14 protein-coding genes are annotated in these 16,179 nt (G+C 73.0%); 6 read left to right on the top strand and 8 right to left on the bottom strand.

Translation table 11 applies throughout. The annotated features are described in order from the left end of the window. Window positions 1-88 precede the first annotated feature (88 nt). Together EDD29_RS10000 and EDD29_RS09995 are read left to right on the top strand one after the other, a co-directional pair. Window positions 89-793: a (2Fe-2S)-binding protein gene (locus tag EDD29_RS10000; protein ID WP_123664123.1), complete on the top strand. Its 705-nt coding sequence runs from the start codon at window positions 89-91 to the stop codon at window positions 791-793. Between the two features lie 86 nt (window positions 794-879). Further along, entirely contained in the window at window positions 880-2,436 is a 1,557-nt protein-coding gene (locus EDD29_RS09995; RefSeq protein ID WP_123664122.1) for a coiled-coil domain-containing protein, read from the top strand. Here the strand turns inward: EDD29_RS09995 and EDD29_RS09990 are convergent. The 4 genes from EDD29_RS09990 to EDD29_RS09975 all read right to left on the bottom strand — a co-directional run bounded on the left by EDD29_RS09990 (window position 2,424) and on the right by EDD29_RS09975 (window position 6,914). Next, entirely contained in the window at window positions 2,424-2,882 is a 459-nt protein-coding gene (locus EDD29_RS09990; protein WP_123664121.1) for a peroxiredoxin, read from the bottom strand. The two genes, EDD29_RS09995 and EDD29_RS09990, sit on opposite strands and share 13 nt — an antisense overlap. 111 nt (window positions 2,883-2,993) lie before the next feature. Continuing rightward, window positions 2,994-4,469 carry a MutS-related protein gene (locus EDD29_RS09985; protein WP_123664120.1) on the bottom strand — a complete coding sequence of 492 codons (1,476 nt, stop codon included), beginning with the start codon at window positions 4,467-4,469 and terminating at the stop codon, window positions 2,994-2,996. Further along, window positions 4,466-5,989 carry a MutS-related protein gene (locus tag EDD29_RS09980; RefSeq protein ID WP_123664119.1) on the bottom strand — a complete coding sequence of 508 codons (1,524 nt, stop codon included), beginning with the start codon at window positions 5,987-5,989 and terminating at the stop codon, window positions 4,466-4,468. The genes EDD29_RS09985 and EDD29_RS09980 overlap by 4 nt, the downstream gene beginning before the upstream one ends. A gap of 70 nt (window positions 5,990-6,059) precedes the next feature. Beyond that, window positions 6,060-6,914, bottom strand: a complete 855-nt coding sequence (locus EDD29_RS09975) for an aldo/keto reductase (RefSeq protein WP_123670385.1) — start codon at window positions 6,912-6,914, stop codon at window positions 6,060-6,062. Window positions 6,915-7,061: 147 nt separating this feature from the next. Between EDD29_RS09975 and EDD29_RS09970 the strand changes: the two genes are divergently transcribed. After that, window positions 7,062-7,433 (top strand): TraR/DksA family transcriptional regulator, encoded by a 372-nt coding sequence (locus EDD29_RS09970; RefSeq protein ID WP_123664118.1) that lies wholly within the window; start codon window positions 7,062-7,064, stop codon window positions 7,431-7,433. Between the two features lie 181 nt (window positions 7,434-7,614). On the opposite strand, the gene EDD29_RS09965 is transcribed toward EDD29_RS09970, so the two are convergent. The 4 genes from EDD29_RS09965 to EDD29_RS09950 form a co-directional block, all read right to left on the bottom strand. After that, window positions 7,615-8,271 carry a TetR/AcrR family transcriptional regulator gene (locus EDD29_RS09965; RefSeq protein WP_211359625.1) on the bottom strand — a complete coding sequence of 219 codons (657 nt, stop codon included), beginning with the start codon at window positions 8,269-8,271 and terminating at the stop codon, window positions 7,615-7,617. Window positions 8,272-8,358: 87 nt separating this feature from the next. Then, a complete protein-coding gene (locus EDD29_RS09960) occupies window positions 8,359-9,522 on the bottom strand; it encodes a hypothetical protein (RefSeq protein WP_211359624.1) in 1,164 nt (387 codons plus the stop codon). Window positions 9,523-9,698: 176 nt separating this feature from the next. Continuing rightward, a complete protein-coding gene (locus EDD29_RS09955; protein WP_123664116.1) occupies window positions 9,699-10,625 on the bottom strand; it encodes an alpha/beta fold hydrolase in 927 nt (308 codons plus the stop codon). 305 nt (window positions 10,626-10,930) lie between these two features. Continuing rightward, a complete protein-coding gene (locus tag EDD29_RS09950) occupies window positions 10,931-12,274 on the bottom strand; it encodes a lipase family protein (protein WP_123664115.1) in 1,344 nt (447 codons plus the stop codon). Between the two features lie 257 nt (window positions 12,275-12,531). Here EDD29_RS09950 and EDD29_RS09945 point away from each other — a divergent pair, with 257 nt between their 5' ends. From EDD29_RS09945 to EDD29_RS09935, 3 genes are read left to right on the top strand one after another with little or no spacing between them, the layout of a single operon-like run. Next, window positions 12,532-13,611 (top strand): homogentisate 1,2-dioxygenase, encoded by a 1,080-nt coding sequence (locus EDD29_RS09945; protein WP_123664114.1) that lies wholly within the window; start codon window positions 12,532-12,534, stop codon window positions 13,609-13,611. Continuing rightward, window positions 13,608-14,771, top strand: a complete 1,164-nt coding sequence (locus EDD29_RS09940) for an alpha/beta hydrolase (RefSeq protein WP_123664113.1) — start codon at window positions 13,608-13,610, stop codon at window positions 14,769-14,771. Before EDD29_RS09945 ends, EDD29_RS09940 begins: the two co-directional genes overlap by 4 nt. Window positions 14,772-14,790: 19 nt before the next feature. Continuing rightward, a complete protein-coding gene (locus EDD29_RS09935) occupies window positions 14,791-15,942 on the top strand; it encodes an acyl-CoA dehydrogenase family protein (protein ID WP_123664112.1) in 1,152 nt (383 codons plus the stop codon). Window positions 15,943-16,179 lie beyond the last annotated feature (237 nt).

Here is a 16,179-nt window from a genome sequence, read left to right as displayed (position 1 = left end):
TTAGGTTAGGCTCACCTAATTTCGAGCCAGGAACCCCTCCCCCGCCCCGGGCCGTACGGCCCGCCCGGCTCCGGAACCGGAGACCCGCATGACGCTCCAGCCTCTCATGGCGCTGTTCGAGACCTTCGCCGAGACCGACGAACTGCCCGGCATCGGCCCCGCGCTGCGCGAGACCGGCGGCCTGACCGTCACGCAGCTCGCCACCACCCATCGCGACGCCCTCGACACGATGGTGACCGCGCACGCCGCACGCTGGAACGCCCCCCGCCACGTGGGCGCGACCCTCTGGTGGAAGAACTACGCCTACTGGGCGTCGATCCCCCTGGCGCTCTCCTGGGCCGCCACCGGCGCCTTCCCGGCGTGGACCGCCGACACCCTGCGGGTGTGCGACCTCGACGAGGAGTACCCGCACATGCGGATCGGCACCGCCGAGGCGCCCGGGTCGACCACCGACCTCGCCGCCCTGCTCGACGGGCTCCACACCCCGCTCATCGACGCGCTCGCCGACGTCGCCCGCGCGGGCCGCCGGAACCTCTGGGGCTCGGTCGCCGAATCCCTCACCCGTCCGCTGACGACCTACGCCGAACTGCTGCCGCCGGTGGACGCCGCGGACCTCCTCGCCATGGCCGGCCGGCCCGTCCGCGACCTGATGGAACTCGACCCGCCGCGGCGCAAGACCTGTTGCCTCTGGGTGACCCTGCCGGAGGCCGAGGCCTGCGGAACGTGCTGCCTCACTTCCCGTCCGCAAGCTGTCCACCCGGTCACCGACGCGCTCGACGGCGCGGCGGCCTGAAAGATCTTCGGACACATCCGAAACCCCCTGACCCCGGGGCATTTCAGGGCTTATCGTCAGAGATACTCGAGCCCTTAAGGAGTGCCATGGCGGTGTGGTTGGTCGTCGCGTGCCTGGCGGTCGCCGGTGCGGAGCTCTACCTGGCCTTCGGCCGGTCTAGACGCGAGACGGCCGAACGCAGCGCCCAGCGGGAGGAGTCCGAACAGCTGGCGGCCCGCCTTGAGGAGGCGCTCGGCCAACTGACCGAACTGCGCGCCGACGTCGCGGGCCGACCGGAGGCCGCCGACCTCGCGCGCCTCACCAAGCGCGCCTCCGAACTCGCGCAGGGCCAGGAGGACCTCTCCGTCGCGCTGCGCCGCCATGACGAGCTCGCCGGGTACGTCGGCCGGATCGAGGAGCGCACCGGCCGCACCGAGACCTCCGTCGCCGAACTGCACCGGACGCTGACCGCGCGGGTCGACGCCGCGCTCGCCCGGCACGAGGCCGCCCTCGGCGAGCTGCGCGCCGCGCAGGAGCGCCAGGCCGCCGACGCCGCGGCCGCGCTCACCGAGGCGCACCGCGCCAAGGCCGAGCAGACGGCCCTCGCCGACGCGGTCGCCGCCGAGCACGCCCGTCAGGGCGCCGTGCTGGAAGAGGCGCTGGACGAACTCCGGCAGTCCGCCCGCGAACGGACCGGGGAACTGGCCACCGAGCTGCGCACCCAGGGCGTCCGGGTCGATCTGGCGCTGTCGGAGGTGCGGGCGCTGGGCGCGCGGGAAGGCGGCGGCGAGGAGCTGCGCCGGATCGGCGCCGAACTCGACGAACTGCGCACCGCCGACGCCGAGCACGCCGTGCGCCTGGCCGACGCGCTCGCCGAACTGCGCGACACCCGCGCCGAGCAGGACGAGCGGCTCGCCGAGGCGGTGGTCGACCTGCGCGACCGGATCTCCCGTCCCGGCGCGCCCGAGGTCCCGCGCGCCCTCTCCGGCCTGGACGAGCCCGGCGCGCTCGACGCCGTCCGGGAGGAGCTGATGGCGCTGCGCGGCCGCACCGACCTCGCGCTCGACCGGCTCGACGAGCTGGACTCCGAGCGCGACAGGGATCTCGAGCGCTACCGGGACCTCGCCCAGGCGCTCGACGCCGTCGAGGACCACCTCGCCGGGCAGTACGCCGCGGGCGAGGTCGAGGCGACGACCGTGCGCGGCGGCCTCGTCGGGGCCCGCCCGCTGTCGCACGAGCTGCTGTCGAAGGCGTACGAGAACCTCGTCGACGCGGTCGACCTGCGCGTCCGGATGCAGGTCCCGGCCGGCGAGGAGCCCTGGCACACCCAGTACTACCTGGCGGGCAAGAACCCCGCGCGGCTGCGCCGCGACTTCGTCGCGCTGCTGGACGGCCTGCGCGGCACCGGTCCCGACCCGCGCCGCGACGCGGTGCACGCGCTCGCGCTGGAGCTCAGGGCGGCCGACGAGGGCTTCGCGCAGATCGGCCCGTTCGTCATAATCCACGTCGAGGACGACCTGCTGTGCGGGGTGCTGACGGTCGCCGAGGCCCGGCGCTTCGACATGGACCGGTTCCTCGGCGACCCCGCGGCCGCCGCGAGCGGGCTGCGGCTGCTGCCCGAGCAGCGGTTCCGCGACCTCGACGAGCGGACTCAGACCGCCTGACGGCCGCGCAGCGCCGCGAGAGCGCGGTCCGCGTGCACGTTCATGCGGACCTCGCTCTTCACCAGCTCGAGGACCTTGCGGTCGGTGTCGATGACGAACGTCACCCGCTTGGTCGGCGCGAACGCCAGCCCTCGCGCGACGCCGAACAGCTTGCGGACCTCGGCGTCGGGGTCGGCGAGCAGCGGGTAGCCCAGCTCGTACTTGCCGCTGAACTCCGCCTGCCGCTCGACGCTGTCGCCGCTGATCCCGACGGGGGTGGCGCCGACCGCCTTGAACTCCCCGACGATGTCGCGGAAGTGGCACGCCTCGGCGGTGCACCCGGGCGTGAACGCCGCGGGATAAAAGAAAAGCACCACGGGGCCGTCGGCGAGCAGTTCACTCAGCCTGCGCTCGGTCCCGGTCTCATCGGGCGCCGCGAAATCAGGCACCACATCACCGATCTTCATGCCGCCAAGCTAGCGCCCCTCCCCCACCCCCACCAGGGCCCGCCCCCTCGCGCGGCCGCCCAGGGGCGGAATCCCTGCAGAACGCACCGGACCACGTGTGCAAGCTCACACTTACCGGTCGAGGATGCGGCGGTAGAGATCCGTCGCGTGGGCGGACGCGGAGGGCGGCGCCGGGGTGAGGCGGAAGGTGCGCGCGCCATCGGGGGTGCGTTCCGCGCGGAGGGAGAGGACCGGGGCGGGCGGGGCGGTGTGGGTGGCGTGGGCGAGGGCGTGGAGGTGCGTGACGAGGGCGACGCGGACACCGTGGGCGGTGAAGGCGCGGAGGAGGTCGGCGGCGATGGCTGACGCCTCCTCTTCACCGGTCGAGGACAGTGACTCGTTGCTGAGGAGAAGGGAGCCCGGGCGCAGGAGGTCGGCGATGGCGCTCAGCCTGCCCAATTCCTCGGCGAGGCGGCCGCTGGTGAGCGTTCTGTCCTCTTCGCGGCGGAAGTGGGTGAAGACGCCGTCGGCGGGAGTGGCCCTGTAGGACGCGGCGGGAGCGAACATGCCGGACTGGGCCATAAGGGTGGCCACGCCGAGGCCGCGCAAGAACGTGGACTTGCCTCCCCGGTTGGCTCCGGTGACCATGACGAGGGCGATGCCGTCGGCGTCGAGGTCGTTGCCCGTGACGGGTGCGTCCAGGCGGAGCGCAAGGCAGGGGTCGTACAGGCCGCGCGCGGACAGGGCGCCTTCACCGGGCGGCCTGTGCTCGGGACGGCAGAGCGGAAGGCCGTGCGCGGAGAGCGTCTCGGCGAGGTTGAGGCAGCCGACGTAGAAGCCGAGTTCGTCCCGCAGAGCCGCGAAGAAGTCACGGACGTCGTCGGCGGAGGCGGTGGCCGCGTCGGCCGCGCCGCCGAGGAGGTCGGCGCGGAAGGAGGCCAGGGCGCGCCAGTCGTCGTCCGACTCGCCCGACGCCTTGTGCCGGAGCCGCGCCTTGCGCGAACGCCGGTCCGGACGGGCGCCCGGCGGCGGGTGCAGCCGGAAGCCCGCCGGCCGGTTCCCGGGGCCGAGGCCGCCGGTGACGGCGATGCCGCCCTCGAACTCCAGCAGCACGAGCAGTTCCTCCACCTCGCGGAGGTATCGCGCGTCCAGGTTCGCCGCGAGCATCGTGAAGAGCCGGGTGAACGCGGGTGAGGAGAACGCCTTCCGGTGCGCCGCCGCGAGCGCGGCGAGGCTCCGCAGCCGTCCGCAGAACGCTTCCAGCACCCGCAGCGCACGCCGTAGGAGGCCGTCGGACCTGCCGCCGATACCGCGGATGACCTTGTCCTCCTCCTCTACGGCCTCGTGGGCGAGGTCATAGAGCGCGCGCACGGCGTCCGGGTTGCGGAGGCAGTCGGCGAGGACGTCCTGCCGGTAGGCGAGGGCGGCGGGATCGGTGCGCGGGCGCAGCGTCACCGCGGCGGCGATCGTGCGGAGCCGTCCGTCCCCACGCGCCATGCCCTCCCACAGGACGGCGAGTTCCAGATCGGTGACGAGGTCCGCCGTGACGGGGTCGTCGGGGAGGACGAAGGAGAAGTCGACGTCTTCGGCGAGCAGCCTTGGCCTCATCGCAGGACCTCCCCGGCACGGCGTTCTTCGAGACGTCTGCTGAGCGCCGCGTACGTGAGGCCGAACCGCTCGGCGAGCGCGCGGGCGTGGTTGCGCCCGTCGGCGGGGCCCCGGACGATCCGGAAGGTGCGGCGGGCGTCATCGCCCTCGGTCTCGGCGACCATGCTCACGACCGAGGGATGCGCCCGGGACAGCTCGTCGAGGAACGACACCCAGAGGCAGCGGACGCCCTTGTCCAGAAGCGTGGTGAGCAGAGGGCGGCTCAGCGCGAGCGCGTCGGACGCGGTGGTGGACATGAAGATCTCGTTGAGGACGACCACGCTGTCGCCGGTCGCCGCGGCCAGGAGGTCGCGGAGCCTCAGCAGCTCCTCCTCCAGCTTGCTCGCCGGGTTCGCCAGGCTCTCCGCGCGCTCGTAGTGGGTGAGGACGCGGTCGGGCAGGAAGACCCGCGCGGCGCGCGCCGGGACGGGGCAGCCCAGCCCGGCGAGATGGTGCAGCTGCCCGAAAGCGCGCGAAAGGGTGGTCTTGCCGCCCTGGTTCGGCCCCGACACCACCAGGACGTGCTCGTCCGGCCCCGCCGTGACGTCGTTCGGGACGACCTCGGCGGGGCGCTCGACGGCGAGGGCGAGGTCGTAGAGGTCGCGGACCTCCAGGGTCCGGTCGGTCAGCGAGACGTCCGGGTGGCAGACCGGCAGGCCCGCCGCGCGCAGGGGCGCGAGGAAGTCCAGCCAGCCGAGGCAGAAGCGGAGTTCCCGGTCGAGCCGGACCAGCTCCGCCTGCAGGAACCCGCGGTGCCGGGCGAGGAACGCGGCGAGGTCGGCGAACACCTCGGGGTGGGCCGCGGCGACGAGGTCGAGGACCGCCGCCTCGACCACGTCGAGGCCGGAGCCGTCGGCCGGCCGCGGCGGGCGGGCGGCCGAGGGGTCGGCGCGGAAGCGGGCGAACACCGCGCGCACCCGGTCGGCGAAGGCGTCGTCGGCGCCGGGCGCGCAGGGCCCCACGGTGATCTCGTCACCGCGCAGCAGGAGCTCGTAGCGGACCTCGCCGAGCCGGGCCAGGAGCGCGCGGGCCGCGTCGCGCGGGCCGGTGAAGGCGGGCGACGCGACCAGCGCCGCGAGGTCCGCGCCGAGCCCCTCCAGCCCCGGGACGCCCGGGACGAGGGCCGCGGCGAACGCCTCGACCGCGGCGGCGTGGGCCGCGACGGCCTCGATGAGCCGCCGACCCGCCTGCGGCGCGTGCCCGGTCCGCGCGAGCCGGTCCAGCCGCCGCCGCACCAGCGCGGCCTCCGCCGTGAACGCCCGCGCCGCCGCCCCGACCGCAGGCTCTTCCAGCGCGCGGAAGACGCCTTGCCTTACGGCGATGAGCGCAGGATCCCGAGGAGCCCCGTAGAGGTGGGCCGCGGCGTCCTCCCCCGCGGCCTTCGCGATCGCGGCCTCGACCGCGTCGAGCCGCAGATCCCCCCAGTGCGCCGGAGGCTCCGAAGGCGGCGTCCCGTCCCCGTCGAACAGAAGGCTGCGCACTCCGTCCCCCTTCGCCCATGATCCCCGGGCGGGGACGGTACCACCGCCGGGGGTCCCGGGCGGGGCCGGATCAGGCCAGCGCGTCCAGGGCCGCGACCTGTTCCGGGGTGAGGGACACGCAGGAGGCCGCCATGTTCTCCTCCAGGTGGACCGAGGAGGAGGTGCCGGGGATCGGGAGGACCACCGGGGACTTGGCCAGGAGCCAGGCGAGGGAGACCTGCGAGGGGGTCGCGCCGGTCTCGTCGGCGACGGCCTGGAGGGCGGTGCCCGGACCGGTGAGGCCGCCCGCGGCGACGGGGGCCCACGGGATGAAGCCGATGCCCTGGGCGGCGCAATGGGCGAGGACGTCGGCGGAGGCCCGGTCGAGGAGGTTGTAGCGGTTCTGCACGGTGGCGATCTCGGCGGTCCGCCCGGCCTCCTCGATCTGCGCGACGGACACCTCGGAGAGGCCGATCGCGGCGATCTTGCCCTCGTCCCGCAGGTCGCGCAGCACCCCGATCTGGTCGGCGACGGGGAAGCGCTCGTCGATCCGGTGCAGCTGGAACAGCTCGATCCGCTCGAGGCCGAGCCGCCGGAGGCTCAGCTCGACCTGCTGGCGCAGGTAGTTCGGGTCGCCGAGGACGTGCCAGCGGTCCGGCCCGGTCCGGACGAACCCGGCCTTCGTGGCGATGAGGAGGTTGTCCGTGTACGGGTGCAGCGCCTCGCGGATGATCTCCTCGCTGACGAACGGCCCGTAGGAGTCGGCGGTGTCGATGAGGTCCACGCCCAGTTCGACGGCGTGCCGCAGCACCTGGACCGCCTCGGCCCGGTCGGCCGGCTCGCCCCACACGCCGGGCCCGGTGATCCGCATCGCGCCGTAGCCCAGGCGGCGCACCTCCTTGCCCGCGATCCGGAACTCGCCCGACGGGTTCAACGGCGACGACATGGCGGACCCCCTTCTGGTCTTGATCATTACATCAGGCGCTCCCCGTCGCCCATCTCGCCGGGGGGCGGGCTGCCCCTGTCCGCCCGACGGGGCAGGGCCTGCCGGGCCCGTCGGAATACCCGTGCGCCCGATCACGTTCAGTAACTCATGACCGAGCACGCCCCCGCGCTCGACGAGCGCACGGAGGCGGCGGCGCGGATCGCGGAGTCCCGCGCCGCGAACGACCGCCTCACCGACTCCCTGACCGATCTCTGGGACGAACTCGTCGCCGCCTCCGCCGGCAGCAACGCCGACGACGAGCACGACCCGGAAGGCGCCACCATCGCCTTCGAGCGCGAGCGCCTCACCGACTCCCTCACCCGTGCGCGCACCGACCGCATCGCCCTGGACCACGCCCTCGTCCGCCTGGCCGAAGGCACCTACTGGACCTGCAATTCCTGCGGCGGCCCCATCCCCCCGGCCCGCCTCGCGGCCCGCCCGACCACCGCCACCTGCATCGGCTGCGCCGGCCGCCGCTGATCACCGCGCCCCGGCGCGGATCCCGAAAGGCGGGACGGGTCAGGCGGCGCTTCGCGCCCGGTAAGCCCGGCAGCCGCCTCTCCGTCGAGCAGAGCCCCGAACCTCGTCGCCCACCGTCACCACCGCGCGGACGACCCGTTGCGTCCTCCGGGTCTCGCCCGCCCGTCCGGGCGCCGCCGGATTACGCCGGGGGCTCGGTGAGGAGTCCGGCCAGGACCACATCCGCGAGTCGGTCGGCGTAGCGCTCCAGATCGGTGATCGACGGGTCGTCGGGGCGGCCCAGGCGGCGCGCCAGCGGGGCGTGCGTCATGCCGAGGGTCGGGCCGATGACGGCGAAGAAGAGCACGTGCTGGGAGGCGCGCGGCAGCCTTCCCGCACGCGACAGCCGGGTGAGCAGCGGCCGCAGCCTGCGCACGGACGGGTCGATGTACTTCTCGAAGAGGTAGGCGAGCCGCTCGGACTCGTGCGCGGCCTCCTCGGCGAACAGCCGGTGCAGGTGGGGGTGGTGCGCCGCGGTCCGGTAGAAGTGCCGGACGACCTCGCGCAGCAGCTCCTCGTCGGGCAGCGACCCGTCGGCCGGCAGCACGGCGTCGTCGCCGTAGGAGAGCTCCGCCTCGCTGACGGCGAAGTCCACCACCGCGTACCAGAACCCCAGTTTCGACCCGAACCGGTCGCCCATGAAGTTGTGGTTGACCCCGATCCGCCGGGCCAGCTCCCGCACCGTCGTGTGCGCGTACCCCAGTTCGGCGAAAGCCGCGAGGCCCCGTCGCAGCACCGCCTCGTCCGACCTGTCCGCGCTTCCCGGCTGCCCGCCGCCGACGGCCTCCGCCACCCTCACTCCGATCCTCCCGCCCGGCGCCCGCGCACGCCGCTCCGGCCGGACCGACCGCAGTGTACCGACCGCCGACCCGGAACGGCCCTGCCTTCAGCCGGGCCAGGGCGCCAGCGGGAGGGTCGCGGCGACCTCCGCGGGATCGGCGCCTTCGACGGCGACGGCTCCGGCGACCGACAGGGCGAGGTGGGCGAACCGCGGCGCCAGTTCGGCGAGCCCTGCCAGGGGATCGCCGTCCGCGTCGTGCGGGGAGACCTCGAGGCTCCGGACGCGCAGGCGCGTGAGCCCCGGCAGGACCGACGTGTCCGCCAGCGCCCGCAGGACCTGGAGGTCCCCGGTGTCGAAGTGGGCGCGGGCGAGGTCGAGGGAGCGCAGGGCCGGGTAGGCCCCGGCCGTCAGCTCCTCCAGCTGCTCGACCGGGCACTCGGTGCCGTGGACGTCGGACTCGGTCTCCACGGCCAGGGAGGCGAGGTTCGGGAGCGTGACGGCGCGGGCCGAGGAGCCGGGGAGCACGCCCCCGTCGGAACGGACCGCGCCGTGCAGCCGCAGGTCGGTCAGCCCTTCTCCGCCCACCCAGTGGAAGAGCAGGGCGCCTTCGAGCTCCAGGGTGCGCAGCGCGGGGAGCGCGGCCCACAGCGCCTCGGTCTCGGCGCCCGCGAAGCCGGTGTCGTAGTGGTCCATCGGATCGAACCGGGCGCCCGTGGAGGTCGTGGCGTCCTCGTAGAGGTACTCGAAGGCGTGGCCGAAACGCAGCTCCGCCAGGTGGTCGCGGCGGTGCTCGGCGAGCGCGGCCGCGGCCCGGCCGGCGGAGTGGTGGTGGTCGGTGAGCCGCAGGTCGAGGCGGCGCAGGCGGGCGGCGGCCGGATGGCGCAGCAGCGCGTCGATCAGGGCGGCCTCCCACCGCTCCGGGTCGGCGGCGTCGGCGGGATCGGCGCCCGCGCTGGAGGCGGCGAGCCGTTCCACGAGCGCGCCCCGGCGCGGTCTGCTGTGCGGGGCGGCGCGGAACCTCGCCTCGTCGAGGAAGCCGCGCGACCAGGTGAACCGCCAGGAGCCGTCCTCCCGGAGCCCGTCGAGGCCCCACCGGCGCTCGACCCGCCGGTAGGCCTGGACGAGCCCTGCGGCATCGCCCTCCCCGGTCCGGAGGCGGTGTTCCAGCAGGATCGCCTGTCCGCGCGGGTCGCCTTCCGCGTCGAGTTTCTCGGCGTACTCCCGCCACTCCGCCCATACTTCGGAGCCGGGTGCCTCAAGGTGGGACATGCCGCTGTTCCTCCGGTCCGTCGTACCGCACGAAAGACGAAATGCCCGACATGTCACCCCGGGCGCGGGAGCATGGTAGCCAGCCGCGCCGGATTCATCGCGCAGGCGCGGCCGATGCGCCGCGTCTCTTCCCGCGACCGCCTCGGGCCACCGCCTTTACGCAGTAAGGTTGCCGCTCAGCGGTCGAGGGAGCCCAGGAAGTCCAGCAGGGCGGCGGTCACCTCGGTGGGGCGCTCCTGCTGGATCCAGTGGCCCGCCCCGTCGATGACGACATGGCCGCGCAGGTCGGCGAGCGCCTCGGCGAGCCTGGCCGCGGGCATGAACCCGCCGACGGGATCGGCGGAGCCCGTGACGAACAGCGCGGGCCGGGTGACGACGGCCCCGGCGAGGTGCTCGGTGCGCGCCCAGTACCCGTCGATGTTCCGGTAGTAGTTCAGGGCCGGGGTGAAGCCCGTGGTCTCGAAGGCCTCGACGAAATAGGCGAGGTCCTCCTCCGTCAGCCAAGGGCGTGGCAGCGGATCCTCCGCGACGCCCGCGGCGAGCGCGTCGATGGAGTCGGACCGAAGGGTGCCGCGGACGTCCCGGGCGAGGACGGCGTCGGCGACTCCGGGCTCCTGGAACCAGCACATGTAGAAGGAGTCGCCGTGCCGGCGGCGCAGGATCGACAGGGGCGGGGCGGCGGCGCGCGGCGACGGGGGCACGCTCAGTCCCGCGACGGCCCGGACCCGGTCGGGATGGAGCAGCGCGAGCTGCCAGACGATCGACGCGCCCCAGTCGTGCCCGACGAAGACCGCGTCCCGCGCGCCGACGTCGTCCAGCAGCCCGACGAGGTCCGCGCAGATCGTCGCGGTGTCGTAGTCCTCGACGCCCTCCGGCCGGTCGCTCCCGCCGTAGCCGCGCAGATCGGGCGTGAGCGTCCGGTATCCGGCCTCGGCGAGCGCGAGCACCTGGTGCCGCCAGGAGTACCCCAGCTCGGGGAACCCGTGGCACAGCACGACCCATGGTCCTTCGCCGTGCTCGACGACGTGCAGCCCGACCCCGTTGGTCTCCACCCTGCGGGAAGGCAGCCGCTCCCACACCTCCGGCGTGACACCGCCGCTCATCAGGCGCCCCTCTCCGTCACCGGACCGGCCGTTCCCGGCCCGCGCACCGGACGCTACTGCACGGGTCCGACGGAATCCATGGGCCCGGGTGCGCGGAGCGGAAACGGGGCCGGGACCCGTGCGGCGTCGCGCGGGCCCCGGAACGTTCTCGCCGATGCGGTAAGCGGCCGCGGTCGCGGTTTCCACTGTGCCCGATCACCGACGCACGGGAGGTTCCCCTCTTCAAGAGTCGGGCCCCGCCATTGCGCGGTGGTCAAACGCTGATGAACTGCCTGTGACACCTGGCTCTCACCGCGTCTCGGACATCAAGGCTGATACGGGATCTTCGCGCAGTTGGACTTCACGCCCTTGCCCTTCAGCCGGTCGGTCAGCCAGGAGATGGCGGTCTCCTGGTCGGTGAGGAGCGGGGCGAGGTGGTTGGTGAGCAGCTTGTTGCCGAGGTCGGGCAGGTCGACGGGGTTGTAGACGACCTTGGCGCCCTTGGCGCACCAGTCGGAGGCGAGCCTGCGGGCCTGGCCGTGCACCACGATGTCGTCGCGGATCCCGGTCGTGACGCGGACGGGCACGCGCGGCTTCAGCCGGCCGATGCGCTGCCTGGCCAGCACCTTCTTCAGCGACGGGTCGGCGCTGATGATGCGGGTGAGCGACCGCCCGTCCTTCGTCCACTTCTTGCTCTCGGCGAAGCCGTACTTGAGGATCGCGTCGCCGACGCACATCGTCGACAGGTCCTTGAGCGCGGCCTTCCCCGCCTTGTTCACGTTCTTGTCGATGGCCTTCTTGACCACCGGGCTGCCCTGCGCGAACCCGTTGATGGACCAGGCGAGCGCGCCGGCGAGGGCGCTGCCGTCGATGCCGTAGATGACCTCCGACAGGTTCGCCGGGGGCGCGCCGACGTAGGCGCCCGCGAGCTTGAGCTCGGGCGCGTAGTCGGGCGCGAGCTCGGCGGCCGCGCCGCTGGCGCCGCCGCCCTGGCTGTAGCCGTACAGGCCGATCGCCGAGTTCTTCGTCAGCTTCGTGCCGGGCAGGCGCAGCGCGGCGCGGGCGGCGTCGAGCAGCGCGTGCGCCTCGTCGAGCCGGTCGACGTAGGTGTGCAGCCGGTCGGTGCCGCCGAGCCCGACGTAGTCGGTGACGACGACCGCGACGCCCGTCTTCAGGAGCTTCAGCAGCGCGAGGTTCTCGTAGCCGAAGGAGATGGTGTTGTCGCCGACGATGAGCGGGTTCTCCAGCGACAGCGAGGGCGCGCACTGGTCGCCCTGGCCCATCGTGCCGGACGCCAGCGCGACCAGCGGCTGCGGGCCGGGACCGGTCCACGCCTTGTCCGGCGCGATGTAGGCGCCGGTGACCGCGACGGCCTTGCCGCGCGCGTCGGTCGACCGGTACATGATGCGCGTCGCGCGGCCCGGCAGCGGCTCGTCGATGTCGGGCTGGTCGAGCGCGAGCTTCAGCGGCTGCTTGCGGATGATCGCGCCGTTGTGCTCGGGCAGCCGCTTGGGCGGGTCGTAGAAGGCGGGGATCTCCACCCCGCGCGAGATCGTGCGCTCGTCCGCGGCCGCGGAGGCCGCCGGGAGCCCCGCGAGCAGTGCGACCGCGGCGACGCCCGCCACGGGTATCCGGACGCGCGACACCGCGCTCGACGATGACATCTCCATGAGCCTGCTCCCCTAGTCCACCCGAAGATCCGAACGGAGGCTAGCCCGCGGAAGACCAGTAAGTAACTACTGAGTAGGTTACGGACGAGTAACATTCGTACGCCGTACGACCTGCGCCGGTTTCCTGACGGACGTCAGACCAGGCCCCGTCTGACGCTTGTCAGACGCCGTGCCGTCTGTCACGCTACCCCTGCGGCGACCCCGCACCGCCGGGCCCGCCCGCCCCCGACCGACCGGCGAACCGAAGGAGCACCCCCGTGGAATCGTTCGTCCAGCTCCGCAAAGGGACGACACCCCGCCACGTCCACCGCGACCTCGACGGCCTCAAGGACGACGAGCTCGGCAGGATGGGCTTCGTCGGCCGCCAGGCCCAGCTCTACCGGCGCAACGACCCGACGAAGTTCCGGTCGGAGGGCCAGATCCGCCCGTCCACCTTCAAGGGCGACAAGCTCACCCCGACCGACCACACCGACCCGCGCGGCAACCCGCTCCTGCTCTACTTCAACGACGACGTGCGGTTCCTGCTCAGCCGCCGCGCCGAGGCGATGCCGTTCTTCGTCCGCAATGTCGGCGGCGACGAGCTGATCTTCGTGCACCGCGGCACCGGCGAGTTCGAGACCGAGTTCGGCCGCCTGCCCTACGAGCCCGGCGACTGGGTCCTGCTGCCCAAGGGCGTCACCTACCGGCAGGTCCCGGCCGACACCGAGAACTACTTCTTCATCATCGAGGCGCGCGAGGAGTTCCGGACGCCCCCGCCCGGCGTGTTCGGCAGGCACTGGCCGTTCGACCCGTCCATCGTCCACATCCCCGAGCCCGAGGTGCTCACCGACGGCGGCCCCGAGTGGGAGATCCGGGTGACGAACCGGGAACTCCAGGGCTCGATCTTCTACGGCCACAACCCCTGCGACGTCGAAGGCTGGAAGGGCGACTACTTCCCCTTCAAGGTCAACATCCGCGACTACAACCCGATCCTGTCCGAGGGCGTCCACCTGCCCCCAACGGTGAGCACCGTCATGACGGCCGAAGGCGTCGTCGTCCTGAACTTCCTGCCCAGGCCCGCCGAATCGCGTCCCGGCGCCGAGCGGCTGCCCTGGTACCACCGCAACGCCGACTACGACGAGGTCGCGTTCTTCCACGGCGGCTCCCTGCTCGGCTTCCCGATGCTCCCCGGACTCATCACCCACTCCCCGCAAGGGCTCCACCACGGGCCGCCGGAGGAGCTGCGCGAGATGTCCCGCCAGCAGTTCGAGCAGCACGCCCGGCTGGAGTGGGTCACCCTCTCCATCGACGTGCGCCGCCCCCTCACCGTCAACCCGGAACTCGGAGGCGCCAAGTGAGCGTCGCACGCATCCCCTTCGTCGTCCTCGTCCCGGAGATCACGGGCAACCGCGACACCTACGGGGGCGGCGGCGAGTACGTCGTCCTCGAAGGGCACCTGCTGAAGCCCGAGACCGAGTCCGACACCGTCATCGTGTTCATGCACCCGATCGGCGGCGGCGCCTACCTGCCGATGGTGACCGCGCTGGCCAAGGCGGGCCACCACGTCATCTACTGCAACAGCCGCTACCGGGGCGTGGACAGCGCGCTCATCATGGAGAAGGTCGTCCAGGACCTCGGCGCGTGCGTCGCGCACGCCAAGGGCAGGCTCGGGTACGCCAAGGTCGTCCTCGCCGGATGGAGCGGCGGCGGCTCCCTGTCGCTGTACTACCAGCAGCAGGCCGAGAACCCGACCGTCACGCACACCCCCGCGGGCGACCCGTTCGACCTGAGGTCGCTGGACCTCCAGCCCGCCGACGGCATCATGCTCATGGCCGCGCACGTCTCCCGGCACGGCACGATGACCGAGTGGCTGGACGCGTCCATCCTCGACGAGCACGACCCGACCGTCCGGGACCCCGAGCTCGACCTGTACAACCCGGACAACCCCAACCGGCCGCCGTACACCGAGGAGTTCCTGGAGCGGTACGCCGCGGCGCAGATCGCCCGGAACCGGCGCATCACGGCCTGGGTGAAGGCCAAGCTCGCCGCGCAGGCCGCCGCCGGACGCGCCGGCGAGGAGTTCGCCTTCGTCGTGCACGGCACCATGGCCGACCCGCGCTGGCTCGACCCGGCCGTCGACCCCAACGACCGGCAGCCCGGCGTCTGCTACCTGGGCGATCCCAAGACCGTCAACATGAGCCCTGTGGGCCTCGCCCGGTTCACCACCCTGCGCAGCTGGCTTTCGCAGTGGTCCTACGACGACGCGTACGGCGACGGCCCGCGCGCGGCGGCCGACCTCACCGTCCCGGCCCTCGTCATCGGCAACAGCGCCGACGACGCCTGCACGCCCAGCCACACCCGGCGGCTGTTCGAGGCGTTCACCGTCGCGGACAGGACGCTGCACGAGATCAAGGGCGCCAACCACTACTACCTGGGCCCGGACCAGCGCGAGCAGCTCGCCGAGGCCGTCGCCGTCACATCCGGCTGGCTGGCCGAGCGGGGCTTCGGCCCCCGCTGACCCCCTGAAGGAAGATCCCATGGCACTCACCCACGAAGAAGCCGTCGCGCGGGCCCGCGCGCTCGCACCGGGCATCGCGGCCCGCGCCCGCGAGACCGAGGAACTGCGCAAGCCGCACGACGCGAGCATCGCCGAACTCGTCGACGCCGAACTGATCCCGATCCTCAGCCCCAAGAAGTGGGGCGGGCACGAGCTCGGCCTCGACACCCACCGCGCCGTCGTCGAGACGATCAGCGCCGCCTGCATGTCGACGGGCTGGATCCTCGACTTCTACATCGGCCACTGCGTCTTCGCCACGAAGTTCTCCGCCCGGGCCCAGGGCGAGTTCTTCGCCGACAAGCCCTACATCCTGGCCCCCGCGACGACTTCCCCGACGACCAAGGCCGTCCGGGAGGACGGCGGCTGGCGCGTCACCGGCAAGATCCCGTGGGGCTCGGGCATCATGCACGCCGACTGGGCGTTCTGCGTCGGCTTCGGCGACGACGGCGGCCTCTACGCCTTCGCCGTCCCCGCCGCCGAGGTCAAGGTCGACGACGTCTGGCACATGGCGGGCATGGCCGGGACGGGCAGCAACACCGTCGTCCTGGAGGACGTCTTCGTCCCCGACCACCGCACCCTCCCCCAGCGCGACCTCACCCTCGGCGACACCCCCGGCGCCCGCCTCCACGACAACCCGATGTACCGGATGCCCCTGATGCCGTTCCTGTTCGCCCAGGCGGCCCCCGTCTTCTCCGGCGCCCTGCGCGGCGCCACCTCGGCCTTCGAAGACGTCATCCGCAACCGGGTCACCACCTACGGCCTGAAGACGATGAAGGACAGCACGACCGCCCACGTGAAACTGGGCGAGGCCGCCACGAACGCGATGATCGCCGAACGCCTGGTCGCCGACCTCATCGCCCGCGTCCAGTCGAGCATCGGGGGCAAGTTCACCCTCGCCGAGCGCATCGGCCTGAAGTCCCAGACCGCCTTCATCGTCGAGCACTGCCGCCGCGCCGTGAACGACATGGCCCACAACGGGGGCGCCTCCAACTTCTCCCTCGACGCTCCTTTGCAGCGCTTCTTCCGCGACATCAACACCATCGCCGTCCACGCCTTCTGGGACTGGGAGGTCGCCCGCGAGCTCACCGGCCGCCACACCCTCGACCTGAAGCCCAACAACCCCCTCGTCTGACCCTGACAGGCCGCCGCCCCCGGGCAAGGCGGCGGCCCAACCCTCAGCGCCTCCTCGCCCCGGTCCACCGCCGACAGTCAGCCGACCACCCCCGCTCCGGGCGGATGGGCGGCCCGGTGCCGATCTTGGAGCGCGGGGCCGGAGCGAACACGTAACCTCTGGACCCGCTCCTGACGCGGGTGGACGGCTCCCCTCCCCCGGGCAGCGCGGGAAGTCGGGAAAAGGGCGCGCGGGGAG

The organism is Actinocorallia herbida (assembly GCF_003751225.1).
GTDB classification, from domain to species: Bacteria; Actinomycetota; Actinomycetes; order Streptosporangiales; family Streptosporangiaceae; genus Actinocorallia; species Actinocorallia herbida.
The sequence above is the reverse complement of the archived record's forward strand: the minus strand, read 5'-3'. Positions and strand labels throughout refer to the sequence as shown.